Below are 26,797 nucleotides of genomic sequence, written 5' to 3'. Positions count from 1 at the left end.
TCGGCTAGCTCTTCCGGCCCGGTGCCTTCGCGCCTGCCTTGAAACCGAGTCCGCCGGGCTTCGCCGGCGGCGGAGCCTTGACCGTCTCCGGGGCCTTGCCGTTGGATCCGTCGCCGTTCGACTCCTCGACCTTGGGAGCCACGGCCTCGGGTGCCTCCGCCTTCGGCGCTTCAGCAGAGGGAGCCTCTGCCTTCGGTGCTTCGGCCTTCGGAGCGGCGGCCTTGGGGGCCGCGGTCTTTCGTGCTCCAGGAGCCTTCGCGCCGCTCTTGAAACCGAGTCCACCGGCCTTCGCCGCCGGGGGAGCCTTCGGCGCCTCGGCCGCGGGTGCCTCCGAAGGGGAAGAGGTGTCGGCGACCTGCGGTTCGGCAGCCTGGGGTTCGGCGACTGCCGGCTCGGCGGGAGCGTCCGCGGGAGCAGCCTTCGCGCCGGGAGCCTTCGCCTTGCCCTTCATCTGCAAACCCTTGCCCGGTGCCTTGGCGCCGGACGCGAGTCCGAGTCCCTTCGGCTTCGCCGCGGGTGCTTCTTGAGCAGGGGTTTCCGCTGCGGGAGCCTCCGCCGCCGGTGCATCGGCAGCCGGAGCGGCGGCCTTCGCGCCGGGAGCCTTGGCGGCACCCTTCATCTGCAGACCCTTGCCGCCCGGTGCCTTCGCACCGCCGGCGAGTCCGAGGCCCTTGGGCTTGGGTGCCTCCGCTGCGGGCGCCTCCGTACCGGCAGCCTCGGCCGGGGCGGGAGCAGCCTTCTTGGCGCCGGGAGCCTTCGCCCCGCCTGCCATGCCGAGTCCCTTGCCGGGTGCCTTGGCGCCGGGAGCCTTCGCCCCGGGTGCCTTGGCCAGGCCCTTCATCGCCAGACCCTTGCCCGCCGGAGCTTCCGTGGCGGCCGGTGTTGCAGCGGCCTCCTCGACCTCTTCGACGCGCTCCTTCTCCACCACCTCGGCCTTGGCCTCGGCTGCTGCCGGCGATGCGGCCGGTTCGGCCGGCTTCTCGCGGGGGATGACCTTGATGTTCTCGCTCAGCTTCTCGGGCTCGAGACGCGTGATGGACGAGAGCATCAGCTGGGCGACGTCCACGACCTCGACGCCCTCGCCCTGGCCGGACTCCTGGCGAGCGGTGACACCGTCGGTGAGCATGACGCGGCAGAACGGGCAGCCGGTCGCGATCTTCTTCGGATCCGTGCTGAGCGCCTCGTCGACCCGGTCGATGTTGATGCGCTTGCCGATGTTCTCTTCCATCCACATGCGGGCACCACCGGCACCACAGCACATGGACCGTTCGCCGTGACGGGGCATTTCCTTCAGCTTCGCGCCGGAGGCTTCCATCAGCTCGCGGGGTGCGTCGTAGACCTTGTTGTGGCGGCCGAGGAAGCAGGGGTCGTGGTAGGTGACGTCCTCACCGACGGACGCGACCGGAATCAGCTTCTTCTGGCGGACCAGGCGGTTGAGCAGCTGGGTGTGGTGAACCACCTCGTACTCGCCGCCGACCTCCGGGTACTCGTTGCCGAGGGCGTTGAAGCAGTGGGCGCAGGTGACGACGATCTTGCGCTTGCGCTGCTCGACGCCGTCGAAGACGGAGTTCAGCAACTCGATGTTCTGCATGGCGAGCTGCTGGAACAGGAATTCGTTACCCGCGCGGCGAGCGGAGTCACCGGTGCACGTCTCGTCGGCGCCGAGCACCATGAACTTCACGCCGGCGGTGGCGAGCAGTTCGGCAACGGCCTTGGTGGTCTTCTTGGCGCGGTCCTCGTAGGCGCCGGCGCAGCCGACCCAGAAGAGGTACTCGTAGTCCTCGAAGCTGTCCGCATCCTGGCCGAACACCGGGATCTCGAAGTCCATCTCGTTGATCCAGTTGAGACGGTCCTTGGAGTTCTGGCCCCAGGGGTTGCCCTTGTTTTCGAGGTTCTTGAACAGGCCGGCCAGCTCGGACGGGAACTCCGACTCGATCAGCACCTGGTAACGGCGCATGTCGATGATGTGGTCGACGTGTTCGATGTCGACGGGGCACTGCTCGACGCACGCGCCGCAGTTGGTGCAGCTCCACAGCGTCTCGGCGTCGATGACCGGGGCCAGCTCGCCTTCGACGGTGTCGCCGACCAGCTTGCGCTCGGCCTCCTGGCGCGCAGCCTCCGGGATCGCGGCCAGCTTGGCCTCGTCCACGGCGCCCTCGCCGTTCACCAGGCCGACCTCGTCGCCGCCCATGTCCTTGCGGCCACCGGCCAGCAGGTACGGGGCCTTCGCGTAACCGTGGTCGCGCAGCGAGGTGATCAGCAGCTTCGGGGACAGCGGCTTGCCGGTGTTCCACGCGGGGCACTGCGACTGGCAGCGCCCGCACTCGGTGCAGGTGGTGAAGTCCAGCCAGCCCTTCCACGAGAAGTCCTCGATGTTGCCGGCGCCGAACGTGTCGGTGTCCGGGTCGGCGTCCTCCATGTTGATGGGCTTGCCGCCCGACATCATGGGCTTGGCCGCACCGAGGGCGACGTCGCCGTCGTCCTCACGCTTGAAGTAGATGTTCGCGAACGCCGCGAAACGGTGCCAGGCGACACCCCAGGTGATGTTGCGTCCGACGACGTAGAGCCAGATCATGCCCGACATCAGCTTGACGAAGGCGAAGAACGCGACCATGTTCGGGCTCGCGGGCAGCAGCTTCGCGAGGTTCATCGTGAAGAAGTCGGTCCACGGGTTGGCGTGGCCGTAGGTGGCGATCTTGCCGGCCTTCACGAAGATCATGCCCAGGCCCTCGATGAGGACGACGGCCTCGACGAAGTAGGCGGCCTTGAAGTCGGAGCCACTGAAACGGGACAGCCGGGCGGGCACGCGGGGGTGGTTGAGCTGGCGGATCACGATCAGCGTGGTGATACCGATGACCGTGCCGAGGCCCAGGATCTCGTCGATGAAGTGGTAGACGGCGGTGTTACCGACCAGCGGCCAGTGGAACGCCGGGTCGAACGTCTGCCCGTACGCCTCGAACCACACGATGGCTCCGAGCATGAAGCCGACCATGACCAGCCAGTGAGCCCAGCCGACGGTGCGGAACTTGCTCATGCGGGTGTGCGCGATGAACTCGACGCACATCTGCTTGAAGCGCGGGAAGAACGGGCGCCATCGGTCCGGGGCCGACTGGCCGATCCGGACGACGTTGACCATCTTCAATGCGCCAGTGATGAAGGAGAACCAACATACGAGGCTCAGCAGCACGCCGATGGTGCCCAACGTGATCGTCAGGGCATTCATGTCGCGGCCTTTCGTTTCAGGGCGGCAGGGCGGCCACCTCGGGACTGCTCGTGATCCTAACGCTTGCTAAGTTACCCGCTAGTAACTTATTTAGTCTACCTGCGGGTAACTTACCGGTGTTCGGTGGGATCTCTGCAGCTCGGGCGCCGATAGGGCATGTGGTGCATGCCACAATCGGACTTTCTGTTCGTCACGTTAAAGGGTCGGAATTGCGGCGTTCACCCAAGGTCGCCCTAACTTCGGCCGGCGGGCGTCGGAGGCCGTCCGAGCGGCTTCGTGAGAGGGCTCCGTGGGGTCGTTTTCGTCACGAATTCGACGCGGTTGCATTGCGTCCGGGTAACGATGGGCAAATATTCTGCGTGCTCGCGTCGCCTCTTCCGATAATCCGGGCGAGTGACGTAATTCATCGTGTGTAATTCGCGCGAATTACGCCGATTCGATTCGCTACTGATCGGTAACTTGCGGGGGTGATGAATTTTTCGTCAATGAACAATTGGGCCGTGATTCCGCTGTTACTCTGAGCGTGTTTTCCGGCCCTGGCCAGCGGCCGCACGGGGGGCCGAGCAGTGCACTTCGATCACACCAGTACTTCGTCGGGTAGCTCCTGAAATGAGGCATCAATGATCGTGAGAAAAGCTGCAGTGACGGCGGGCATGGCGGTGGCCGCCATGGGTCTTGCTGCCGGAGTGTCACATGCGGGGCCGGTGGCGGCGCCTGCTCCTGCGGCGCCTGTTCCGGCAACGGCGGCGCCCGCGGTTCCTCCGCTGCCGTTCCACGACGTCGCGTCCCGCGAGGAGAACGACAGGGCGTTCGCCCAGTTCGGTGCGCAGGTCGGCATCGCCGTCACGGTCGGAAGCCTGGTCGGAACCATGGCTGGTGCCGGAATCGGCTGTGTTGCAACACTTCCTGCGTGCCTCCCCGGTCTTGTGACCGGCGCGGGTATCGGCGGGGTCGTCGGAACCATCGTGGCCGGCGGTCCCACCCTCGGCGTCAGCGCGTACCAGTTGTGGGAGACGTACAACGCCGCCCCGGGGACGTCGATCTACGCGGACAGAGGCGAGTAAGAACCCTCGCCTCGGCGCCCGGCCCCGTCGTGTCTCGCACGGCGGGGCCGAGTCGTGCGAGACGGCCTTCCGCAAAGAAACCGACCGGTTCCCCGCTTTGTGTGGTAATAACTGCATCAATGACTGGTGCAATTCTTTGAATTCGGTCTCGGTGTCGCCCGGGAACAAAGTTTCATAGCCCCTCGCCGACTATTTTTCGAGCGATTTTCTCGAGTCGAGTCTCAATTGGGATCTATCACATCAGCAAGTTACTGTTTAGCAACGGATGGGGTTGGACTTATAAGGGGAACCGAATGAAGTTGCGTCGAGTCGTCACGACATCGGCTTTGGTGGCGAGTACCTTCGCCGCGGGATCTGGGCTTGCGATTGCTGATCCGGCTGAGCCACAGGGGCAGATCGGCTACGAGACTCGCGTCGAGGATCGTGCCGTCGTCACGAAGATCGATGCAGGTGCCTTCGTGGTGTCGTCGGATGGACAATCCGTTGCGCTCGAAGACGGCGCTGGGCATGCCGTCGTCTCGCTGCCCCTCGCGTACCGCTTCGATGGTCTGCAGTTCCCCTTCGACGAGAAGGTCAGCGAGGACGGTAAGACCCTCACCCTGACCCCGGTTGTCGATCGCGCGAAGGCGACGCCGATCGCGGACGCTGATCTCCCGCTGGGCGACGTTGCTTCGGTCGAAGAAAATACGCGTGCGCAGACCAATTTCGGTCAGCAACTTGCGCTGGCCTCCGCGGTCGGCGGACTGGCCGGCACTGTCGTCGGAGGCGCGATCGGCTTGGTCGGCCTGATCGCGGGGCCTGTGGCGCTGGCGACCGTCCCGGTGTTCGCGGCAGTCGGCGCGATTGCCGGAACGGTCATTGTCGGAGGGCCGACCCTCGTCATCGCAGGTATTCAGCTGGCCCAGACTCTCACGGCGCCCGATGGAACCACGGTCTGGGCGAAGAACGGCAAGAACGCGAAGTAGTAAGTCGTTGGTGAGGCTCAGGCCCTCCGGAGAGGTGTGAAAGTTCATGGCAGAACTGTTTGGCATCCTGGCCGACATCTTCGGCTACGTGTTCACGATCGTGACTGTCGGACCGAAGCTGTTCTGACGTCTTCACGAGGCGTGAGTAGGCCTACTGCAACACGAAGTCGGTGAAGTAGCCGCACCCGGCAGTGCCCGGACACCGCCCGCCTCCCTTCGGAGGCGGGCGGTTCGTCGTTGTGTGCGCAGTGAACCTCGTCACACCGGCGGAGCTGACCTGCCTGGTTGGCCCATGCTTAGGCTAACCTTCGTCCGTCACAGCGCTGCTCTCGAAACGGATCTCGATGAACCTCCGACGGTTTACTGCCACGTCCATGCTCGTCGTCGCGGCGATGGGCGTCGGTGCGGCCACGTCATACGCCGATCCGGCCGCCGCACCCCAGCAGGGTGCGGAACAGGGCATCCCGAACATCAACTACCAGACCGCTCGAGACGGTGACGCCGCTGTGGCCACCCTCGACGCCGGCGCCTTCTCGATCAACGCCGCGAACGACACAGTCGACGTGGTCGACGACGGCGGCCGCGTCGTCGCCGCCATTCCCATGTTCTTCCGGGTCGACGACCTGCAGCATCCGTTCGCCGTGGCGGTCGACGAGTCCGCTCGCGTCCTGCGACTCGTCCCGAACATGGACCCGTCGGCAGCGACCCCCGTCCCCGTGTCGGAACGGCTGACCCTCGACGACGTCGCCGCACCGCAGGACAAGCAGGAACGCGACGACCGAGCACTCGACGACTTCCAGCAGCAACTCGGCATCACGAGCGCGATCACCGCGATCGTCGCCGCCATCATCGGCGGGGCGATCGGCTGCGCGATCGGCATCATCCCCGGCACCGCTGCGCTGGTGATTCCGTTCCTCGGCCTCGCCGGCCCGGTGGCGGGGTGCATCGGAGGTGCGCTGATCGTCGCGCCCGTCGTCGCGCTCGCCGGCACCATCGTCGTGGGCGGTGGCGCCCTGGTGGTTCTGGGCATTCAGTACTTCAACACCATCAACAGCCCGTTCGTCGCACCGGAACCCACGGCATGAGCGGCCGGTTCGCACGGAACCTGCGGGCCGTCACCGGAGCAGCGTTCCTCGTCGTCGCGGCCCTCGGGATCTCCGCCGGTACCGCACACACAGCTCCACTGACACAGCAGGATTCGTCCGATATCGGCTACGAGGCACACGCCGAGGGCGAGTCCGTCGTCACGTCGATCGACGCGGGCGCCTTCCGGATCACAGACACCCGGGAAGCGATCGAGGTGGTGGACGACGGCGGCAAGGTGGTGGCTGCACTGCCGCTCACGATTCGGGTCGGCGACGCCGTCTATCCGATCGACGCCGACCTCGACGGGCGGACGGTCACGCTCACCCCACAGGTTCCCGCCGACGTCGCGTCGTCGCTGAAATCGGTAGCGCAGGACGGATTCGACACTCAGGAAGAGCGTGACGACTCGGCGCTCGCAGACTTCAACAGCTACCTCGGTTACGCGACGCTGATCGGCGGCCTGATCTTCGGCGTGATCTTCGGTGCCGTGGGTCTCGCGGTCGGGTGCGGCCTGTTCGCCGTCACCGTGATCGGCACGCCGGTCGGGTGCCTCGGCGGGCTGCTGGCGGGATTCGCCGCCGGCGGGCTGGCCGGAACCATCTTCGTGGGCGGCGCCGCGCTGGTGATCCTCGGAATCCAGTACCTCGTCACCATCAACACGCCGTTCGTTCCGCCCGCGCCCGAGCCGACCGCCTGATCAGTTCGCGCGCGCTCGGTAGCCGTCGAGGAAGGCCGCGACCCCGTCGGTGACGATCACCGACACCTCGTCGTCGCCGAGGGGGGCGGCGCCGTGGAACGTGCGTTCGGAGTTCTCCGCCCCCACGAGTAGCGCGAAATGGTGTGCGGCCGTGCGTGGGTCGCCGAGATGGAGAATGGCCGGAGGGTGCCCGGTCCGGCGAACGCGTCCGACGGTGCGTGCTGGACGTGGCTGGGCCCGGCCCTACGCAGCCCTGAGTGCGACCGACGACGACGGCCCGCCTCCCCGAGAGGGAAGCGGGCCGTCGTCGTCGGTTCAGCGTTACGAGGTGCGCACGCGCAGACCCGGGTTCTCGGCCAGTACCTCGTTGATCGGCGTGGCGAACAACTCGGGGCTCTCACCGAGGACGAACGTGACGACGTCCGCGACCTGGCAGATCGGGTACTGCCCGACGTTGGAGGCGCTCGAGATTCCGAGCGCCAGCGTGCCGGTCACGATCGTGCCGCCGCTGTCGCCCTGCAGGGCGCACATACTGGTCGAGAAGCTGTCGGCCAGGGTGCGCTCACCGACCGAGACGGTCTGTGCGACGGACGTCACGACACCGCACGTGAAACCGGTGGTCAGACCCGACTTGCACACCGGGGCGCCGACAATCGGGTCGGCCGTACCGGTGATGGCGACCGGCGCTGCGCCGGGAACCCGGACGCCGTTGTTCTCGAACCGGTGTGCGGCGTTGTCGTCGGCCCGGATGATCGAGTAGTCGTGGATGTCCAGGCTGGTCTTGGCGAAGGTGCCGATCCGCGGACCGGTGCCACCCGGGACCAGGGAGAACGCCTCCGACGCCTCCGAGGTGCCGGCAGCCTCCCGGTTGGGGTCGCAGTGTCCTGCCGTGATGTTCACCGGACCGCCCGAGCTGTCGGTGCCGTTGAAACCGAGCGAGCAGCGCAGCCCGACTCCGCCGCCCAGCGAGCCGTACGCGTCGCCGCCCAGCAGGGCGTCGGCGGGGAGCGGTTCGGCGATGGGGGTGAGGTCGGTGGACGGCAGCGGAGCGGCCGTGGCAGGCGACTGCACGACGCGTGCGCCCTTCAGGAAGTCCGGAAGCTGCAACCCGCCCACGTTGTCCGCACGGAGCACGAGATCGTTGTTCACGATGTCGATTGCCACGCCGCGAACGAGATCCGCGACGGCAGGCGGCTGGGTGTCCAGCCAGCCGTCGAGCGACTTCACCTGAGCCTGCAGGCTGCTCTCGCTCTGCGCCACATCCTTCACCTGGAAGCCGGCCTTCTCGGCCGCGGCGACGGCGGCGTCCTTGTCGGCGCCGTCGGCGAGCCCGACGATCGGGGTGCCGGCGTTGTCGAGCCACGTTCCGGCGAACGCATCCGGGAACTGGGTGCGGGCGATCTTCGCGAACTCGGCCAGCTTCTGGCCCAGCTCGGAGTGCTCCAGGTACTGGTCCGGGCTCAGCGACAGATCACGCTGGATAGCGTCGATCAGTTCCGCGGGAAGCTTGGCGGCCTGGCCGGACACTCCGGGCTCGACCGGATCGGCCTGAGCGGAGGCGGCGACCGGGCCGAGGAGCAGCAGCGCGGCGGAGCCGAACACGGCGGCACGACGTGCGATGGAGCTTCGCATGGGGGCCTTTCTGATGTTTGTTTGTTCGCAGTTGCCTCGCGGGCACATACGAATACGACCCCCCGACAGGTAAGGCCGTACACAGTCGGAGTCGACTATATGGGTTCGCCCCGTCTATTCCCACCTGTAACACTCTCGGTGGACGACGCAGCAGGACAAAGCGGACACCACGCCTGAACACCTGTGCCCGATGTCCGAGAGAAACGGACACCGGGCGCAGGGCGGATCGGCGGAGATCTAGTCGGAGATGGTGCGCACGCGCATCCCGGATCCGAGCGTGTCCACGATGTCCGCGACCGGGATGCCCAGGCTGGCGGTGCCACCCTCCGGTGCCAGCACCAGGTTCGCCTCCGTGCAGTTGGGGGCGCCACTGGCGTTGGAACCACTGGTGATACCCAGCGCGAGGGTTCCGGTGACGATGGCGCCGCCGCTGTCACCCGCAAGGGTGCAGGCGGTGCCGGCGAAACCGTTGACCACGCGGCTCGAACCGTCGGCGACGAACAGCTGAGTCTCGACGTGGTCGGCTGCGACCACGCCACACGTGAACGACGACGTCTGACCCGACTTGCAGATCGGGGCGCCGACGACGGGCCGGGCGGTGCCGGTGATCTCCAGCGTGGTGCCGTTCGCGCCGCGAACCGCGGGGCGGTCCAGACCGGCCTTGACGCCCGCCTCGTTGAGCTTGATCACCGAGTAGTCCAGCTTGTCGGCCGGGTTGCCCACCGAGGACTTCGAGAACGCGCCGATCTGCTGGCTGTCGTCGACATTCTGGTGATTGGGGAGGAAGACCGGCGACGGCTGACCCTCGGCGGGGTTGCAGTGCCCGGCGCTGATGTTCACGGCCTGGCCGCTGTCGTCCACGGCATTGAAGCCGAGCGAGCAGACGGAGATCTCCGAGATCGGCGTCTTCGGCAGCTCACCCGCGGTAGTGATGTAGGTGTCACCGGCGAGGGGACCCCTCTCCACCGGACCGCCGCTGCCGGGGCTCAACATGACCTTGACGTTGGCGAGCAACGTCGGCAGGTTCAGCGCCTGGCCGATGGGGCTGTTGACGACGTCGATGACGACGCGGTTCTCGAGGACGTCGATCGACGCGGAGTTGACCTGGGAAGCCACGTCCTTCGGCAGCCCCGCGATCCAGCCGTTCACGTCGGAGAGGGTCTTCTCCAGGCCGTTCGCGGACACGGGCGCAATACGGGTGTCGTACCCGGCCTTGGCTGCGGCATCGGCGGCCTCGTCCGTGGTGACGGCGACGACAGGCTGGCCGTCGAGGCCGATCCAGGCCCCGGCGAAGTCGTCGGGATGCTGCTCCCGGAAGTCCTCGGCGTAACTACCCAGCTCCTGTGCCTTCGCGGCGCGGTCGAGGTACTCCTGCGGGCTGATCTTCAGGTCGCGGGTGATGGCCTCGACGAGTTCGGCCGGCAACTTGTCGGCGCTCAGCTGAGTGGTGTCGGGCTGCGTAACAGGGTCGGCCTGGGCGGCAGTGGAAAACGGAAAGAGAAGAAGCATTGCCGAGGCGCCTACAACAGCGGCGCGGTGCGCCAGCACGTTACGCATGAAATCCCTTCTGCACGGAATCCGTTTCACTGAGGATTCCTTCTGGGGTGGGTATCAGCGCCCCACCTTAAGCTACGGACGGGTCGGCCCGTCGGGGAGGTGTGACCGAAGCCTCACTGACCTGGACTTTTCAGAGCGGGCGGCGGGGTCGTGGTCGTGGTGGTGATCGCGGCCGCGGGTTCCTTCTTCACCGTCGTCGTGGTTGTTGTCGTTGTTGTGGTGGTGGTCGTCTCCGGCGGCGTCGTCGTGGTCGTCGCGGCGGTCGTGGTCGCGGTGGTCTTCGGGACCGTGGTGATCGAAGGGAGAGTGATCACCGGCGTCGTCGAGGGCGGCGGAGGTGGCGGCACGAACACGGATGTCGTCTCCACCGGAGCAGGCGGGGGAGCGACCGGGCTGGGGGCCTCGACCTCCGTCGTCACGGCCACCTCCTGCGTGCTCGCAGTCGGGAGGACGGCGGGTGCGGCCGGTGTGGGTAGTGCGCTGGACGTCGTCACCGATGCGGTCTGGGCGTCCTGGATCGTCGGGACCGCGGTGCTGCCGTTGCCGGTGAGCGCGAACGCGAGCGCGCCACCGGCCACCACCAGTGCGGCCGCGGCGGCACCGGCGATGATCAGCGGCCGCCGGTCCGTGCGCTTGGCGGGCGGGGTCGGTGCGCTCGCGGGAGCGGACGCCCCGGTCTCGGCGGGCGGAGACGCGTCGGCGGCAGCAGCGGCCGCGACTGCCGGTATCGCCGTCACGGCGGAGTACGCGGTGTGCAGGGGGGCCTCGACGATTGGGATCGACTCGGTGTCGGCGGTCGTGTCCTCGTCGGTCAGTGCCAGCCCGGCCGCCAGCAGTGCCGCACCGTGGGCGGGGGATTCCGGCGAGGCGGCGAGTGCCACCGACTCGGGGATGAGCGTCGCCTCGCTCAGACCCATGTAGTCGAGGGATTCGCGCAGCTTCGTGACGATCTCCGGCGCCCAGTCCGACGGATGGGTCGCGGTGACCTTCACCGTCCCCGACAGTCCGTCCGCGGCCTCCCGGAACAGGCAGAACATCGCCGTCGCGACGAGGTCCTCGGCGCGGGTCAGCGAACCGGCGTACTCGATGCCGGCGGGTTCGCCGACGCGGGCGAGGAAGTCGCGGACGGCGCCCGTCGATTCCGTGCCGGGGTCGCCGAGTTGAACCGTGCCGTCCGGGGCCGTGAACAGGACGGACGGGTGTTCGATCGTCCTCACATCGGTTCCGGAAGCGGTCACCACCGCTGTGGAAACCGAATCGCCGACGGTGAGTCCGACTCCGGTGGTCATGAAAGATCCTTACTGGCACAGTTCGAGGGAGTGCGTCATCGCACCATGTGCACAGTGTGTCGCCTGCCGCAGTCGAATGGTTACACGGGGCTGCGCCTTCGGCGCCCGTGAGTACTTGTCAACCACCCGCGGTTAATAAGTACTCACGGGTCAGGAGTCGGCGGAATACCCGTGGCCCATCGCGCGCAGCATCGACAGCAGCTCCGACCGCGACCCGGCGCCCAGCCGCCGCCGGATCCGGGCCACGTGGTGCTCGATCGTCTTGGCGGAGATGTAGAGGCGGGATCCGATCTCCCGGTACGTCAGCCCCTGAACGAGCAGTTCGGCGACCTCGGCCTCGCGGTCGGTGAGCGCCCCCGGCATGCTGGGACTCGACACGACCGCGGAATCGGCGCCGTTGCCCGCGGACGTCGGCTGCCGCAGCGCCCTCGCGACCTGCAGCAGAGCGGTCGCGACCCTCGTGTCGGACGCGCGCAGCGCCGCTTCACCCGCGAGGCGCGCACCGTCCCACGGCAGACCGATCCGGTCGAGGGTGCGGGCCGCGTCCTCGACGGATGCGGCGTCGATGTCGCCCTGCAGCACGCGCAACCACGCGCGACCGGCGGTGGCGAGCCCGGACGCGTAGGTGCTGACCTTGGCGGCCTCGCCGAGCGCGCGGGCGTGGGGCATCAGGTCTGCGGGGCATTCGGCGAGGATCGAGGCCTGCACGCCGTACCAGTGCAGCGCCGAACCCCACATCGCCGGCTCGCCGAGCGTCCGCAGCAACGACTGCGCGTCCTCGACGAGGTGGGTGATCCGGGCGGGTTCGCCGACCCGGATCGACGTCAGCCACAGTTCGCCGAGTGGCAGCAGGCTCAGCAGGTCCACCGAGTACTCGGCGATCACACCCTGCGCCCCCGCCCAGGCCTGGAGCAGTGCCGCGTTGTCGCCGGTGCGCCGGGCCAGCCCGACCCGCAGTCCGTGGACGAACAGCAGATCGCGCTGCCGCATCGCCGCGGTGTCGAGGCCGTCGAGCCGGGACTGCGCCGCGGCGAGGTCGCCGCGGACCATGGACGTCCAGGCGGTGAGCAGCTGATGCCGGTTCGCGGTGACGCTGCCGGGCCGTTCGGCCTCCCGTGCCCGGCCGAGGACGGCGTCCGCGTGGGCGAGTTCGCCGCAGTGGAGCGCGGCGAGGGCGGTGATCGCGGCGGGGGAGTCGGGCAGCACCCGTGGCCGGGACGCGCGACCGGGAAGCGACAGCGCACGGGTCAGCGAATTCAGTGCCGCGTTGGCGGACGCGGTCACGGACTGGACGAGTCCGGTCGCGACGAGTGCGGCGCCGGCGGTGGCGGCCGTGGGGGGTGCGCCCGCACTGGTGGCGAGGACGGCTTCGGCGTCGTCGAGCCGGCCCGCGACCACCAGGAGGGAGGCGGCGAGGGACGCGTCGGCGCCCGCCCGGTCGGCGCCGAGCCACGCGTACAGTTCGGCACTGCGATCGATCATGCCGCAGAACGCGGCGCCGGCGGCCGAAATCCGGACGGCCGCAGCGAGTTCCGGATCGTCGACGGTGCCGGACCGTTCGAGGACCGAATCGGCCAGCCCGACCGCGGTGTCGAGGTCGCCGTTCAGGGCGCAGGCCTCGGCGTAGGCGACGACGGCGCTGTCGCCGAGCCTGCCGACCCGGCCGGCTTCGGCGTACAACACGACGGCTGCCGCTGGTTCGGCGAGTTCGGCCTGGGTGCAGAGGAATTGGCTGAGTTCGTCGCTCGGTGTGCCGGTCGCGGCGACCGCGCGGGCGACGGGCAGCGTGAGCGTTCCGCGCTCGACGTGATGGGCCAGCAGGCGGCGAGCCAGCGTGTTCAGCCGGTTCTCGCCGAGCGTTTCCGTCAGATGAGTGCGGTCCGCGAGAACCAGCGCGTCCCGTTCGTCAACCCAGCCGTCCGAGCGGAGTGCGTCGACAGCGGCACGGGCACGGTCGGGTTCGACGTCGAGTACTCGGGCGACCACGGTCTCGTCGAGGTCGCTGCCGAGCAGAACCAATGCGAGAACGGACAGTTGCGGGCCGTCGAGCTCCGCGAGTTCCGTGGGAGGAAGCGGTGAAGGCAGCGTGGACACCGGCGCCCTATCCGCCGTTGCCGAGGACGCCGGGCACCAGGCCGGTGACTCCGCCGACGACGCCGCCGACCGTGTCGCCCACTCCGTTGACGGTGTTACCCACCGCGCCGGCACCGCCGACGATGGTGTTGGCGATCGCGGCGCCGCCGTCGGTCTGGGGAACGCTCGGGGCCGGAGCGGGGGCCGGTGCGGGCGCGGGAGCTGGGGCTGGTGCGGGAGCGGGTACTTCGGCCGCGGGAGCAGGTGCGGTGCCAGGTGCCGCGGCCACCGGTGCGGCCGCGGCCGGTGCCACGGTGCCGGGTGGGACGGTGCCGGGAGCGGCGACCGGAGTCGCGACGCCGGCCGCGGTGCCGGGGACACCGGTCGCGGCGACGACGCCCGCCGCCTCGGTGCCGGGAGTAGCGGCGCCCGTCGCGGCGGCCTCGGCCGGAACACCGGACGTGGATGCCGCGCCCGCCGACGTGCTCGACGACTGCGAGGTGCTCGAACCCGAGCTGGACGAGGACGGTGCGACGTCGAGGGCCGTGCCGAGCGACAGCCCACCCGCGGCGAGCAGGGCGATGGCGGCGGCGGAGGCGGTGATGATCCCGGCCTTCTTCTTCCGCGACATGCCGGTGGCGGCGGGCTCGGCGAGGGTCGGTGCGGGGGTGCGGGTGGCGAAGACGACGGTCTCGGCCTCCGACTCGGTGACCGGGGCGGCGGCGGGCGTTGCCGCGGCCGGCGTCGCGGTGGGCACGACGACCGGCATCCGCGCGACGGTCGGGGCCGCGGCGCGTCCCGCATCGTTGTCGGCGGCGAGCAGGGCTGCACCCAGGGCCGCGGTATGGCCCGGACGTTCTGCCGCGACGACGGGAACGCGCAGTTCCGCCGACAGGAGTTCGGCGACCAGCGGGATGGAGGCGCTTCCGCCGGTGAGCACCACCTGGGTGACGTCGCTGGATTCGAGACCGGCGGCGTGGATGCTCTCGCGCACCAGCGTCACCGATTCCTGCAGGGACTCGCGGATGAGGTCTTCGAGTTCCGAGCGCACGAGCCGGACGTCGGTGGAGATGCCGGGCAGCTCGATGCCGATGGTGGCTTCGGTGTCGGAGGACAGGGCCTCTTTCGCCGCGGTGCACCGGGTGCGCAGCCGGGTCAGGGCGGCGACGGTGTCGGGGGCGAACGGGTCGATGTCGCCGAACTCCTCGGCGACGTTGCCGAGGACGTACTGCATGGTGGCGTGGTCGAAGTGGGCGCCACCGAAGTCCTCGGACCGCACCGGTTTGCCGAGGATTCCGGTCTCCGTGCCGTGTGCGTCCGAACGGAAGAGGGTGATGTCGAGCGAGGTGCCGCCGAGGTCGTAGATGACGGTCAACGCGTCGCCGAGGGTGCCGCGGGTCCGTTCGAGCCACGTCATCACCGCCTGCGCCTCCGACACCAGGGTGGCGTCCGTGACGCCGGCCTGCTCGAGCGCGTCGGCGAGAACACCGACGGTGTACGGCGGCCAGACGGTCGGGTGGGCGACGACGGTGGTCGGAAGGCCGTGCCTGCCCGACGCGGCCTCGTGCACGATGCAGCTCACGGCGGTGGCCACGAGGTCTTCACCGGAGTAGGTCGAGCCGTCGTCGGTGAGGATCCCGACCGGGTCGCCCACGCGGTTCGCGAAGTCGGACACCGTCACCGCGTCCGGTTCGTTCGTGTCGTCGCCGAGGACGGGTGCGCGGTCGGGGGAGAGGTGGAGAACACTTGCGCGGGACAGGACGGTGAGGTCGGCGGCATCCGTCACGCTCGCCCCGTCCGTGTCGACGGCGGCCACCGTATTGACCGATCCGACACCGATGCCGAGCGCTGCAGCCATGTTCCACTCCTGTGGTCCGGGCGGGCGTCACGCCGCCTGCGTCAGGCGGACGGTGCCGCCGTCGTATGTGACGGCCGATGCCGTCGTGGTCACTCGAATTGTCGCGGGTGGCGGCCGTTTCGTTACGCCGACGCCGCTGGTCGACGGCAGTTACGGGGCCGATCCCCTAATGGCCCCCCATCCCCTAACGGGGAGGGCCCGACCCCCGATGGGAGATCCCCGATACCGGGGTCCCCGAGTAGGGGGCGCCGCCCCGTTGGGAAGGGGGCCGCCGATCCATAACGTGTATTTCACTCGCCGTCACAGCAGTTGTGGTGGCCACCCGAACTCCCCGAACCTCGACTACAGGAGAGCTGCCATGGCTACCAACGCCGTCCTCGACTTCATCCTCGGCCTTCTTCGCGACGAGCAGGCTGCGGCGGCCTACTGCGCCAACCCGACCGAGGCGCTGTGCGCCGCCGGCCTGCAGGGTGTGAGCCACGCGGACATCGTCTCCGTCGCTCCCCTGGTCGCGGAGTCGGGATTGTTCGCAGGCGGCGGGGCCGACCTGGCCGCGATCGTCAACGCCGGTGCCGACGTCGCCGGTGATGTTGCGGGCGGTATCGGCGCAGGTGTCGGTGGCGGACTGGGCGGCGGCCTCGGTCTCGGCGGCGGTCTCGGCGGTGCGGTCGGTATCGGTGCCGGCGCAGGCCTCGGTCTCGGTGCCGGCCTGGGCGGCGACTTCGACTTCGCCGCGGAACTGGCTGCCGGCCTGAGCGCCGCGCTCGGTGCCGCGCTGGAGATCGGCGGCGAGATCGGTGCGCAGCTCGGCGCCGCGCTGGGTGCTGCCCTCGACGCAGCACTCTCCCTCACGGGTGGCCTCGACCTCGACGGCGCCCTCGACCTCGGCGCCGCGATCAGCGGGGCGCTCGGAGGCGCGCTCGGGCTGGGTACCGACCTGACCGCGCAGCTCGCCACCACCCTCACCGCGGCGATCACGGCCCTGCCGGTGGTCGACGTGGCCGGTGGTCTCACCGGGATCCTCGCCCCCGCACTGTCGATCGGCGGCGACCTGGGCGCCGAGCTGGGTGCGGCTCTCGGTGCCGCCCTCGGAAGCGTCGTCGACCTCGGCGGCAGCCTGGACGGTGACATCCTCGCCGGACTCGGTGGCGGCCTCGACCTCGGTGCTGTGCTCGGAACGACCCTCGGCGGCGTGCTCGGTGTCGACGCCGGTCTCGGTGGCGCGCTGGGCGGTGCGCTCGACGCGGCGATCGGCGCGGGCGGCGGACTGGGCGCCACCCTCGAAGGCCTGCTCGGCGGTGAACTGCTCGGTGACGTCGCCGGCTCACTCGGCGGAGTCCTCGGCACCGACCTCGGCGCGGTCCTCGGTGGCGCGCTCGGCGGAGTTCTCGGTGCGGGCGGCGACCTGAGCGCTGACCTCGGTGGCGCGCTCGGCGCGACCCTCGGTTCGATTGCGGACCTGGGTGGCGGACTGGACCTCGACGCGATCCTCGGTGCGGGCGGCAGCCTCGGCGGTGCGCTGAGCGGACTGCTCGGCGGCGAACTCGGAGTCGGCGGCGACCTCACGGCCGGTCTGGGTACCGCGCTGGACGCCGTTCTCGGTGCCGGTGGCGGGCTCGACCTCGGCGCCGTTCTCGGTGCCGACGGCGACCTCGGTGGCGCACTGAGCGGCATCCTCGGTGGCGTCCTCGGCGCGGGCGGTGACGTCAGCGGCGATCTCGGTGGAGCCCTGGGCGGTCTGCTCGGCGGCGCCCTCGACCTGGACGGTGGCCTCGGCGGCGCCCTGTCCGGCGCACTCGACAGCGGACTGGGACTGGACGCCGCACTCGGTACGGTCCTCGGCGGAGCCCTCGGCCTGGACGGTGGCCTGGCCGCCGAACTGGGCAGCACCCTCGACGCGGTGCTCGGCGCGGGCGGCGTGACGGACATCGACCTGGGCGGCCTGCTGGACGGCGGACTGGACCTCGGGCTGGGCGCCGACCTGGGACTCGGCGGGGAACTGACGTCGGAGCTGACGACGGCGCTGAGCGGGGCCCTCGGGCTGGGCGGCGAGGCAGGCGCGAACCTGGGCACGGTCCTGGGCGGCGCTCTGGAGAGCGGCCTCGGGCTGGGCGGTGTCCTCGACACCGGTGCCGACCTGGGAACCACCATCAGCGGCGCGCTCGGCGGGGTGCTCGGAGTCGACGGTGACGCCACCGCCGGTCTGGGTGCGGCCCTCGACGCGGTGCTCGGCGCAGACGGCGGAGTCGACCTCGGTGGAGTGACCGACCTGGGCGGCCTGCTCGGCGGTGCGTTCGGTGTCGGTGGCGGCGCGGGCGCAGACCTCGGCGCGGCGCTCGGCGGAGTGCTCGGCGGTGCGCTGGAGACCGGCGGCGCCCTCGACCTCGACAGCGTTCTCGGCGCGGAGGGAAGCATCGGCAGCACGCTGGGCACCGCTCTCGGCGGAGTCCTCGGAGCCGACGGCGACCTCAGCGCGACCCTCGGTTCCGCACTGGAGACGGCTCTGGAGGCCGGTGGCGGACTCGATCTGGACTCCGCTCTGGACGCCGACCTCGGACTCGGCGCCGCAGCCGGCGTGGGCGGCGCCCTGGACGGTGCGCTCGACGCGGGCACCGATCTCGCGGGTGGCCTGACGGGCGGCATCGACGGCGCGCTCGGCGGACTGCTCGACGTGGGCAGTGACGTCACGGGCAACGTGGGCGGCGCCGTCGGCGGCGGCGTGGCGGGTGGCGCGGACGCCGCGGCAGGCATCGGTGCCGGTGTCGCGGCGGGTGTCGGTGCGGTTGCCGACGCCGGGGCGGACCTGGGCGGCAGCCTCGGAACCAACCTGGTCGGCGGACTGGACACGGCGGGCGGCCTGGGCGCCGGTCTGACCGGTGGCCTCACCGGTGGTCTGGGTGGAATCTTCGACACCGGTGCGGGCCTCGGCTCCGCACTGACCGGCAGCGTCGGCGGTGCCGTCGACGCGGTGGGTGAGGCAGGCGCCTCGGTCGGCGCGGTCGCCGACGCGGGTGCGAGCCTGGACGCGAACCTCGGCGGCGCCCTGGACACGGCGGCGAACCTGGGTGGCACGGTCGGTGGCGCCCTGGACACGGCCGCGAATGTCGGCGGAAGCCTCGGTGGCACGGTCGATGCCGCGGCCGGGGTCGGCGGCGACGTGGCCGGTGGAATCGAAGGCGGCCTGGACAGCGCGGTCGACGCCACTGCCGGTCTGACCGGTGGCCTGGATGCCACCACCGACGCGGTCACCGGCCTCGGCGCCGGATTGTCCGGTGGCGTGGGTGGCCTCGGATCGCTCGGCACCTCGGTCGGAGGCGCACTCGACGGTGCGGTCGGCGGAGCGGTCGACGGTGGGGCCGCAGTGGGCGGCGCCATCGACGGCGGAGCGTCCGCCGGTGGTTCGGTCGAGGGTGGAGCGTCGGCCGGCGGTTCCGCCGATGCGGACGCGACCACGGACGGTTCGGCCGACCTCGGTGCGGTCGGCGGGGTCGTGGCCGACACCACCGGTTCGATCGCAGGCGGTCTGGGGTCCACCCTGGGCGGTGCCGTCGACACCGGAGCCGACACCTGGTCGTCGATCGACGCGGACAACGCGTTCGGCGCCGACTCGGGCCTGCACGCGGACACCGACGGCTCGCTGTTCGGCGACACCGACACCTCGGTGGCCACGACGCACGACGTCACGGGCGTGGTCGATCACCTCGAGCCGTGATGAGACGGCGGTTCCGGCATCCCCCAGACGGGGCGGCCGGAACCGCCGTACGATGTAACGAAATCAGCCCCGGACGCGTTATGCGTGCGGGGCTGTTTCACACAGTCGGGTGTCGGTGCACTGAACGTGGTGTCCGCACAGAGGTCGGAAGAATTGCGGGTCAACGAAGCTCATGGACAGTGCAGCCGCCGAGAAGAGTCCAGCCGGGTCCCCGTCGATGACGGCGTTGCTCGAGCAGGCCCTGGACGTGGCGAAGAGGTTCGGTCGCGGCGATCTGGCGCAGCGCCTCGACTCGGCCCGGACCCGGGTGCAGGACCCGCGGATGCGGATCGTGGTGGTCGGACCGCTCAAGCAGGGCAAGAGCCAGTTCGTGAACTCCCTTCTCAACCTCACGGTGTGCTCGGTGGGCGACGACGAGACCACCGCGATCCCCACCGTCGTCCAGAACGCCGAGACGGCGTCGGCGGAACTGGTCCTCGCCGATCCGGGTGCCGACCCGATCCGGGTTCCTCTTCCGCTCGACGAGCTGAACGGGATCACTCCGGCCTCGCCCCGCGCCGAGGGCCGGGAGGTGCTGCGGGTGGAGGTCAACGTCCCGAGCCCGCTCCTCGCCGACGGGTTGGTCCTCGTCGACACGCCCGGCGTGGGCGGTGCAGGCAACCCGCACGCCGCGAGCACACTCGGGCTGATCCCGGCGTCGGACGCCGTGTTCGTTCTGTCCGACGCCAGCCAGGAATTCACCGAACCGGAGCTCGGTTTCATCCGTCAGGTGACGAGCCTGTGCCCGTCGGTGGCGTGCCTGATCAGCAAGACGGACCTGTATCCGCACTGGCGCGAGATCGTCGAGGCCGACCGCGGGCACCTCGCGCGGGCGGGTCTCGACGTTCCCCTGATCCCGATCTCCTCGGTGCTGCGTTCGCACGCGCTGCGACTGCAGGACGAGGAACTCAACACCGAATCCGGTTTCGTCGACCTGTACGCGTTCCTGCGCGAGCGGGTGGTGGCGCGCGCGGAGGCGAACACGCGCCGGGCCGTGTCGCTGGACGTGTCCTCCGCGGCCGAGCATCTCACGCTGGGGATCGGCAGTGAGCTTGCCGCCCTGCGTGACCCGGCGAAGGGTGTCGCCGCGGTCGCGGAACTGCAGAAGGCGAAGGCCGCCGCCGAGGAGCTGCACAAGAAGACGTCGCTGTGGCAGCAGACGCTGGGTGACGGCATCGCCGACCTGGCCGCGGACATCGACCACGACCTCCGGGACCGGTTGCGCCGCGTCACCCGCGAGGCGGAGGAGACCGTCGACGAGGGCGACCCCGGTAAGGACTGGGACGCGCTGGGCCAGTGGCTCGAGCAGGAATTCGCCACTGCGATCGGCGACAACTTCGTGTGGGCCCACGACCGCGCGCTGTGGCTGGCCGAGGTGGTGGCGCAGCACTTCGCCGAGACGGGTGCCGTCGAACTGCCGCACCTGGACGTCGCGAACGTCGACGGTGTCCTCGAACCGGTGGCCTCGCTCGCGGATCTCGAGGCCGGACGCATCGGCATCACCCAGAAGGTTCTCGTCGGGATGCGCGGATCGTACGGCGGCGTCCTCATGTTCGGTCTGATCACCACCATGATGGGGATGGCCCTGGTCAATCCGATCTCGATCGGCGCCGGAGTCCTCCTCGGCACCAAGGCGTACCGGGAAGACAAGGAGAGCCGGATCCTGAAGCGGCGTGCAGAGGCGAAGGCCGCGATCCGCCGGTTCGCCGACGACGCCAGCTTCCAGGTGGGCAAGGAGTCGAAGGATCGGCTCCGGTCGATCCAGCGGTTGCTGCGCGATCATTTCAGCGCGATCGCCGAGCAGGCGCTGCGGTCGATCAACGATTCGCTGCGCGGCGCGCAGGAGGCGGCGAACCTCGAGTCCACCGAACGGACCCGCCGGATCGCGCAGCTCGAGAAGGATCTGCACGTCGCATCCGAACTGAAACAGCAAGCCGCGCAACTCGTCGCAGGCGACGCGGGAGCGGTCACGGCATGACGGCCGCTCCGCTTCACGAGGCCCGGGCACTCATCGCGTCCGCCCGGCAGTTGTACGCGGGCAGACCCGAGATCCGGGATCAGCTGACCGAATGCGCCCGGCGACTGGAACAACCCCTGCGGGTGGCCCTGGCCGGCTCGTTGAAAGCAGGCAAGTCCACGCTGCTCAATTCCCTGGTGGGGCAGGACATCGCGCCCACCGACGCGACCGAGTGCACCCGCGTCGTCACCTGGTACCGGAGCGGGTCGACACCCACCGTGACGGCCTGGTACCAGCCGGACCCCGGCAGCGGCGCACAGCGTTCCGCCAACGTCCCGGTGCTGCGCCGCGACGGACATCTCACGTTCGACCTCGGCCACCTCACCGCCGACCAGGTGGACCGCCTCGACGTGGAGTGGCCGTCGTCCGCCCTGGCGCACACGACGATCATCGACACCCCGGGCACGTCCTCGCTGTCGCGCGACGTCTCGGCCCGCACCCTCGAGATGCTCACCCCCGACAACGAGGCGTCCGGCGCCGACGCCGTGGTCTACCTGCTGCGCACGCTCAACGCGACCGACGTCCAGTTCCTCGGTCAGATCGGCGACCACGTGGGCGACGAATCGGGACCGCTCGGTGTGGTCGGTGTCGTGTCGCGAGCCGACGAGGTGGGGGCGGGACGCCTGGACGCCATGATGTCCGCCAAGGAGGTGGCGTCCCGGTTCGCGGGCGAACTCGAGCGCACCGGGCTGTGCCAGGCCGTCGTCCCCGTCGCGGGTCTGCTGGCGCTCGGGGCCCGCACGATGCGTCAGGCCGAGTTCACCGCGTTCCAGCATCTGGCCGAGGTCCCGGTCGACGATCTGAACCTGGCGATGCTGTCGGCCGACCGGTTCGCGCGTGAGGACAGTCCCCTGCCCGTGGACGCCCGTATGCGGGCCCAGCTGGCAGACCGCTTCGGGCTCTTCGGGATCCGGATGGCCGTCACCCTGATCCGGCTGGGCACCAAGGACTCGCCGACGCTGGCGGCCGAGTTGGTGGAACGCAGCGGCCTCGACGAATTGCGTCAGGTGATCGACATCCAGTTCGGGCAGCGGGCCGACCAGTTGAAGACCCATTCGGCGCTCGTGGCACTCAAGCGGGTGCTCACGGCGCATCCGGTGCCGGGTGCCGGCGAGATCCTGATGTCGGCTGAACGGCTGCTCTCCGACGTGCACGGTTTCCAGGAACTGCGCCTGCTCGGGCGGCTGCGGTCCACCGAGGTGGGACTGCCCGCCGACGACGTGGCCGAGTTGCAACGCCTGATCGGCGGATTCGGGATCCAGATCGCCGAACGACTGGGCACGGACGGCGACGACTCCGTGGAGTTGCAGAGGATGCGGGCACTCGCCGCGGTGCGGAAGTGGCGCGAACGAGCGCGCCACCCGTTGCTCGACCAGTTCACCGCGAGAGCGTGCACCGTCGCCGCCCGCAGCGCGGAAGGTGTTCTGGAGGAACTGAACACCGTCCGCCTGTAGCTCGGCTAGGTCGCGGACACGCCCCCGATCTCGCCCTCCCGGAACGCGTTCACGAACAGCTGGTGATCCTTGCGGCTCACCTCGGCGTACGCGATGCCGAAGTCGACGATTTCGCCGACGAACTCGTCCAGCCTGCCGTCGACGACGCTCTGGATGGCCTCCTCGGTCTGGAACGTGACCAGGGTCTGATCGCTGTCCTCGTCGGAGACGCAATGCACCTTCGCCGTCGCCCGGCCGAGGTCCTCGAGCACCGGTGCGATGTCCTCCGGTTCGGTGAGGTCCGACCAGTCGAGGTCCAGTTCGTACGGGGAGAGTTCGGCGACCACGAAACCGGTGTCACCGATCTCCGTGTAGCCGAGCAGCGGATCGGTGTGAACCTGCAGAGCCCGCTGACTCACCACCGTGCGGTGGCCTTCGTGCTCGAAGTAGTCGCGGACACGCGGTTCGTCGACGACACGGCTCGGCGCGGCGACATTGCCCTGCTTGAGGGAGAGCACGATGTCGTTCTCGAGTGCCTGGGTCGCCCCTTCGATGAGCACGTTGTACGCCGGGAGGCCGGCGCTGCCGATCCCGAAGCCCTTCCGCCCGACCACGTCCTTGACCCGGTAGAACACCGGTCGCGCGGATCGCTTGCTGCGGGGCACCCTCTCGATGTACGTGTCCAGCGCCTCGCAGACGGTCGTGCGTTCCTCCTCGTCGAGTTCGCGGACTCCGCGGCCCCGCCGGAAACGCCGGTCGTAGTCCTCGATCACCGTGACGGACTCGAGCAGGTCCACCCGGGTGGCGAGACGCGCGCTCAGCAGCAGGTCCTGGATGGCGCCGCGCGAATTGTCCAGGCGCAGCGCATACGCCTCGTCCGCCTCCCGCTGCACGTAATGCAGGACGTGCTCGACGTAATTGCGCAGATAGGTGTCGGCCAGCGCCCGGACATCGCTCTCGGGGAGGGCCTTCTGCCAGCCCATCAGTGCGAGACTCGCGACGAACCGGCGAAGATCCCAGCTGAACGGCCCCACGTACGCCTCGTCGAAGTCGTTGACGTCGAAGACGAGGGTGCCTTCCGAGTTCATGTACGTGCCGAAATTTTCCAGGTGCAGATCGCCGTGAATCCACACTCGGCCGGTGCGCTCGTCCGCCCACGGATCGTCGAAGTCACGCAGATCGTCGTAGAAGAGGCAGGCGCTGCCCCGGTAGAAGGCGAACGGATCGGCGGCCATCTTCCGGAACTTCGTGCGAAACGCGCTCGGGTCCGCCTCCATCAGATCGGCAAAGGCCTCGACGAGGACCTCCACGATCCGACCCTGCCTCGTGGAATCGGCGACGTCCACACCAGCCTCCTTCTCGCGGTCGACGGGGCGCCGCACGCCTCGTCACGACCGCACTGCACCACGGTAGCGTTCTTGCGCGCCCAGCGACTGCAGATACGTCCACGCATCGGCCACGATCGCATCGAGGTCCGTGTGTCTCGGTCGCCAGCCCAGTTCGGCCTGCACACGTGCGCCGGACGCGACGAGGACCGCTGCTGCAGGATGCCCGCTTTCATGACGGCCACGCGGTCGCCCATGGTCATGTCCTCCACCTGGTCGTGGTCGCCCATGGTCATCGCCTCCACCTGGTCGTGGGGATCTCAGAGTCGGTGTGCCGAGCCCGACGGCTCGGCGTGCAGGAACTGGGGGACGGGGAGGGACGCGGTGCCGGCGCGTCGGGCGACGTTCTCGACGACGCCGTCGACCCGGTCGGCGGGTACGAGGGCGATCGCGGAGCCGCCGAAGCCGCCGCCGGTCATCCGCGCACCCCAGGCGCCGGCCTCGAGGGCGGCGTCGACGGCGGAGTCGAGTTCGACGGAGCTGACCTCGTAGTCGTCGCGCAACGAGGCGTGCGAGCGGTTCAGGGCGTCGCCGATGTCGGCGATCCGGCGGCGGTCGAGCAGGTCGGCGACCTCTTGGACGCGACGGATCTCGCCGAGCACGTGCCGGACCCGCTGCGCTGCCGGGGAGCTCAGCCCCGCGACGGCGGCGTCGGGGTCGGCGACGTCGCGCAGGGTGGCGACGCCGAGGTCGGCGCAGGCCTTCTCGATGGTGGCGCGCCGGTTGCCGTACTGGCCGTCGACCAGCCGGTGCGGCGCGTTGGTGTCGATGACGACCAGTCGGGCGTCGGCGGAGTCGAAGTCGAGCGGAACGTGGCGGGTGGCGCCGTCCCGGCAGTCGAGGAGCAGGGCGTGGCCGGGGCGGGCGAGCATCGCGACCGACTGGTCCATCCCGCCGGTGGACGCGCCGGCGATCTCGTTCTCCGCGCGGATGGACGCGGTGATCAGCGGGCGGCGGCCGGCGTCGTCCGTGGGCAGGCCGGCGAGGTCGGCGGCGGCGAGAGCGAAGGCGCACTCGAGCGCGGCCGAACTCGACAGCCCGGAGCCGACGGGGACCGTCGAATGCACTGCGACGTCGAAACCGGTTCCTGCCGTGAGGTGTCCGGACCGGTGTAGCGCCCACACCACCCCGGCGACGTACGCGGTCCAGCCGGCCGGGTGGCCCGGGGCGACGTCGTCGAGCGGACCGCGCCAGGACTCGCCGGTGTGCGTGGACACGGCGTGCAGGATCCCGTCGCCCCGCACACGGACGGCGACGACGGTCACGTAGGGGAGCGCGAACGGCAGGACCAGTCCGCCGGCGTAGTCGATGTGCTCACCGATGAGGTTGACCCGGCCGGGTGCCGTCCAGACGCCGTCCGCGGCGCCGCCGAACGTGCTGAGGAACAACGCCTCCGCAGGGGCGGCGACCGCGGCGGCGTCGACGGGGGTGACCCACTGCGCACCATTCACGACGCCACCTCCCGCAGCCGGTCGGCGATGCGCTCGGGGGTGGTGTCGTTGACCCACGCCCCCACCCCGGACTCGGATCCCGCCAGGTACTTCATCCGGCCCGGCGACCGCATCATCGAGAACAGTTGCAGGTGCAGGCGTCCGAGCGGGCGGTCCTCGCCGACGGGCGCCTGGTGCCACGCAGCGATGTAGGGCACGGCAGCGACACCCTCGAAAAACCGGTCGACCCGCCGCAGCAGTTCGAGATAGACGTGGGCGAGTTCGTCCCGCTCGTCTTCGGACAGTTCGGTGAGGTCACGGACGTCGCGGTGCGGTGCGAGATGCACCTCCAGCGGCCAGCGCGAGGCGGCGGGAACGTACGCGGTCCAGTGTTTGGCGGTCAGGACCACGCGCCTGCCGGATCGTGTTTCGGCGTCGAGGACGTCGGCGAGCAGCAGCCGCCCGGTGCTCTCGAAGTGCTCGCGGGAGCGCCGGATCAGCGCGTCGGTGCGGGGCGGCAGGTACGGGTAGGCGTAGATCTGCCCGTGTGGATGGGTCAGGGTGACGCCGATTTCCTTGCCCCGGTTCTCGAAGCAGAACACCTGCCGGACCCCCGGCAGCGCCGACAGTTCGGCGGTGCGGTCGGCCCAGACGTCGACGACGGTGCGGACCCGGTCGACGCTCAGGGTGGCGAAGGCGGCATCGGGGTTGCTGGTGAAGCACACGACCTCGCACCTGCCCGCTCCCGGTGCCAACGGCCACAACGCTTCTCCGTCGACGCAGTCCGGGAGGTCCTGCTCGGCGGCGGCCGTCGCCAGCGACGGGAAACGGTTCTCGAACACCACCACGTCGTAGTCGTCGGCCGGAATCTCCGTGGGCGCCTTGCCCGGCACGCTCGGGGCGAGCGGCGACGCGTCCGGCGGCGGCAGGAACGTGCGGTCCATCCGCTGGGCAGCGATGACCACCCATTCCCCGGTGAGCACGTCGAACCGCATCTGCGACTGCGACACCGCCGGCGGCAGCGGCCGTGAATCCACCAGCTCGCGGGTGGCGCCACCCGACACGTACGGCTCGGAGTCGTCGAAGTAGATCAGTTCGCGGCCGTCCGCAAGGGTCGTCCGGGTCTTGCGCATCCGGAGCCGCGTCCCGGTCTCCAGCGCATCCTGTTCGTCACGCACGGTCATCGGTGGGTCCTTCCCGGTTCTCCCGTGTCACCAGCCCACCGGGAATGGTGGGACGGATTCCGTACAGGACTGCTGTCCCGGGCCACGCGTGCAGCCCGAGGTTTGCTCACTGGGATGTTCGGTGAGTCCAGATCCGATTCTGTCCTCTGCCCT

At 69.8% G+C, this 26,797-nt stretch carries 17 protein-coding genes and 1 pseudogene; 7 read left to right on the top strand and 11 right to left on the bottom strand.

Features of this window, described 5'->3' with window-relative positions; all coding sequences use genetic code 11:
* Positions 1-4: 4 nt before the first annotated feature.
* Positions 5-3,223, bottom strand: a complete 3,219-nt coding sequence (locus OYT95_RS09325; protein ID WP_268791243.1) for a (Fe-S)-binding protein — start codon at positions 3,221-3,223, stop codon at positions 5-7.
* A 620-nt stretch (positions 3,224-3,843) separates the two neighbouring features.
* Between OYT95_RS09325 and OYT95_RS09320 the strand changes: the two genes are divergently transcribed.
* The 4 genes from OYT95_RS09320 (at position 3,844) to OYT95_RS09305 (ending at position 7,035) form a co-directional block, all read left to right on the top strand.
* A complete protein-coding gene (locus tag OYT95_RS09320) occupies positions 3,844-4,287 on the top strand; it encodes a hypothetical protein (protein WP_268791242.1) in 444 nt (147 codons plus the stop codon).
* A 293-nt stretch (positions 4,288-4,580) separates the two neighbouring features.
* Positions 4,581-5,252: a hypothetical protein gene (locus tag OYT95_RS09315; protein ID WP_037243489.1), complete on the top strand. Its 672-nt coding sequence runs from the start codon at positions 4,581-4,583 to the stop codon at positions 5,250-5,252.
* Between the two features lie 344 nt (positions 5,253-5,596).
* A complete protein-coding gene (locus OYT95_RS09310) occupies positions 5,597-6,337 on the top strand; it encodes a hypothetical protein (protein WP_037243490.1) in 741 nt (246 codons plus the stop codon).
* A complete protein-coding gene (locus tag OYT95_RS09305; RefSeq protein ID WP_052033774.1) occupies positions 6,334-7,035 on the top strand; it encodes a hypothetical protein in 702 nt (233 codons plus the stop codon). The genes OYT95_RS09310 and OYT95_RS09305 overlap by 4 nt, the downstream gene beginning before the upstream one ends.
* Here the strand turns inward: OYT95_RS09305 and OYT95_RS09300 are convergent, their stop codons facing one another.
* From OYT95_RS09300 to OYT95_RS09275, 6 genes are all read right to left on the bottom strand, one after another.
* Positions 7,036-7,161 carry a hypothetical protein gene (locus OYT95_RS09300; RefSeq protein WP_268791241.1) on the bottom strand — a complete coding sequence of 42 codons (126 nt, stop codon included), beginning with the start codon at positions 7,159-7,161 and terminating at the stop codon, positions 7,036-7,038.
* A gap of 195 nt (positions 7,162-7,356) precedes the next feature.
* The gene (locus OYT95_RS09295) at positions 7,357-8,667 is read right to left on the bottom strand and encodes a S1 family peptidase (RefSeq protein ID WP_037243492.1); all 1,311 of its coding nucleotides are present in this window, start codon (positions 8,665-8,667) and stop codon (positions 7,357-7,359) included.
* A gap of 237 nt (positions 8,668-8,904) precedes the next feature.
* On the bottom strand, positions 8,905-10,224 hold the full coding sequence (locus OYT95_RS09290) for a S1 family peptidase (protein ID WP_037243494.1): 1,320 nt from the start codon (positions 10,222-10,224) through the stop codon (positions 8,905-8,907).
* 113 nt (positions 10,225-10,337) lie between these two features.
* Positions 10,338-11,513 carry a hypothetical protein gene (locus OYT95_RS09285; protein ID WP_268791240.1) on the bottom strand — a complete coding sequence of 392 codons (1,176 nt, stop codon included), beginning with the start codon at positions 11,511-11,513 and terminating at the stop codon, positions 10,338-10,340.
* A 150-nt stretch (positions 11,514-11,663) separates the two neighbouring features.
* A complete protein-coding gene (locus tag OYT95_RS09280) occupies positions 11,664-13,607 on the bottom strand; it encodes a LuxR C-terminal-related transcriptional regulator (protein WP_268791239.1) in 1,944 nt (647 codons plus the stop codon).
* A 7-nt stretch (positions 13,608-13,614) separates the two neighbouring features.
* Positions 13,615-15,444 carry an Hsp70 family protein gene (locus OYT95_RS09275; RefSeq protein ID WP_268791238.1) on the bottom strand — a complete coding sequence of 610 codons (1,830 nt, stop codon included), beginning with the start codon at positions 15,442-15,444 and terminating at the stop codon, positions 13,615-13,617.
* 358 nt (positions 15,445-15,802) lie between these two features.
* Between OYT95_RS09275 and OYT95_RS09270 the strand changes: the two genes are divergently transcribed.
* From OYT95_RS09270 to OYT95_RS09260, 3 genes are all read left to right on the top strand, one after another.
* A complete protein-coding gene (locus OYT95_RS09270) occupies positions 15,803-19,156 on the top strand; it encodes an IniB N-terminal domain-containing protein (protein WP_268791237.1) in 3,354 nt (1,117 codons plus the stop codon).
* 172 nt (positions 19,157-19,328) lie between these two features.
* On the top strand, positions 19,329-21,173 hold the full coding sequence (locus OYT95_RS09265) for a dynamin family protein (protein WP_037243504.1): 1,845 nt from the start codon (positions 19,329-19,331) through the stop codon (positions 21,171-21,173).
* Positions 21,170-22,666: a dynamin family protein gene (locus OYT95_RS09260; RefSeq protein ID WP_011597678.1), complete on the top strand. Its 1,497-nt coding sequence runs from the start codon at positions 21,170-21,172 to the stop codon at positions 22,664-22,666. The genes OYT95_RS09265 and OYT95_RS09260 overlap by 4 nt, the downstream gene beginning before the upstream one ends.
* A gap of 5 nt (positions 22,667-22,671) precedes the next feature.
* Here OYT95_RS09260 and OYT95_RS09255 read toward each other — a convergent pair whose 3' ends face one another.
* From OYT95_RS09255 to galT, 4 genes and pseudogenes are all read right to left on the bottom strand, one after another.
* Positions 22,672-23,991 carry a DUF2252 domain-containing protein gene (locus tag OYT95_RS09255; protein WP_268791236.1) on the bottom strand — a complete coding sequence of 440 codons (1,320 nt, stop codon included), beginning with the start codon at positions 23,989-23,991 and terminating at the stop codon, positions 22,672-22,674.
* A 42-nt stretch (positions 23,992-24,033) separates the two neighbouring features.
* A pseudogene (locus OYT95_RS44660) lies at positions 24,034-24,183 on the bottom strand (UDP-glucose 4-epimerase GalE); the annotation flags it as partial.
* Positions 24,184-24,290: 107 nt separating this feature from the next.
* Positions 24,291-25,481 carry a galactokinase gene (galK, locus tag OYT95_RS09250; protein ID WP_128639539.1) on the bottom strand — a complete coding sequence of 397 codons (1,191 nt, stop codon included), beginning with the start codon at positions 25,479-25,481 and terminating at the stop codon, positions 24,291-24,293.
* The gene (gene galT / locus OYT95_RS09245; RefSeq protein WP_128639538.1) at positions 25,478-26,644 is read right to left on the bottom strand and encodes a galactose-1-phosphate uridylyltransferase; all 1,167 of its coding nucleotides are present in this window, start codon (positions 26,642-26,644) and stop codon (positions 25,478-25,480) included. The genes galK and galT overlap by 4 nt, the downstream gene beginning before the upstream one ends.
* Positions 26,645-26,797: the final 153 nt, after the last annotated feature.

This window comes from Rhodococcus sp. JS3073 (assembly GCF_026810085.1).
GTDB lineage: Bacteria > Actinomycetota > Actinomycetes > Mycobacteriales > Mycobacteriaceae > Rhodococcus_F > Rhodococcus_F wratislaviensis.
This window is presented reverse-complemented; position numbering and strand designations above follow the sequence as displayed.

Bases quoted from the DNA above. Each gene is read 5' to 3' on its own strand.
- OYT95_RS09315 (WP_037243489.1), top strand. From the start codon at position 4,581: ATGAAGTTGCGTCGAGTCGTCACGACATCGGCTTTGGTGGCGAGTACC.
- OYT95_RS09325 (WP_268791243.1), bottom strand. From the start codon at position 3,223: ATGAATGCCCTGACGATCACGTTGGGCACCATCGGCGTGCTGCTGAGC.
- OYT95_RS09275 (WP_268791238.1), bottom strand. From the start codon at position 15,444: ATGGCTGCAGCGCTCGGCATCGGTGTCGGATCGGTCAATACGGTGGCC.
- galT (WP_128639538.1), bottom strand. From the start codon at position 26,644: ATGACCGTGCGTGACGAACAGGATGCGCTGGAGACCGGGACGCGGCTC.
- OYT95_RS09310 (WP_037243490.1), top strand. From the start codon at position 5,597: ATGAACCTCCGACGGTTTACTGCCACGTCCATGCTCGTCGTCGCGGCG.
- OYT95_RS09265 (WP_037243504.1), top strand. From the start codon at position 19,329: ATGGACAGTGCAGCCGCCGAGAAGAGTCCAGCCGGGTCCCCGTCGATG.
- OYT95_RS09320 (WP_268791242.1), top strand. From the start codon at position 3,844: ATGATCGTGAGAAAAGCTGCAGTGACGGCGGGCATGGCGGTGGCCGCC.
- OYT95_RS09290 (WP_037243494.1), bottom strand. From the start codon at position 10,224: ATGCGTAACGTGCTGGCGCACCGCGCCGCTGTTGTAGGCGCCTCGGCA.
- OYT95_RS09295 (WP_037243492.1), bottom strand. From the start codon at position 8,667: ATGCGAAGCTCCATCGCACGTCGTGCCGCCGTGTTCGGCTCCGCCGCG.
- OYT95_RS09270 (WP_268791237.1), top strand. From the start codon at position 15,803: ATGGCTACCAACGCCGTCCTCGACTTCATCCTCGGCCTTCTTCGCGAC.
- OYT95_RS09260 (WP_011597678.1), top strand. From the start codon at position 21,170: ATGACGGCCGCTCCGCTTCACGAGGCCCGGGCACTCATCGCGTCCGCC.
- OYT95_RS09285 (WP_268791240.1), bottom strand. From the start codon at position 11,513: ATGACCACCGGAGTCGGACTCACCGTCGGCGATTCGGTTTCCACAGCG.
- OYT95_RS09305 (WP_052033774.1), top strand. From the start codon at position 6,334: ATGAGCGGCCGGTTCGCACGGAACCTGCGGGCCGTCACCGGAGCAGCG.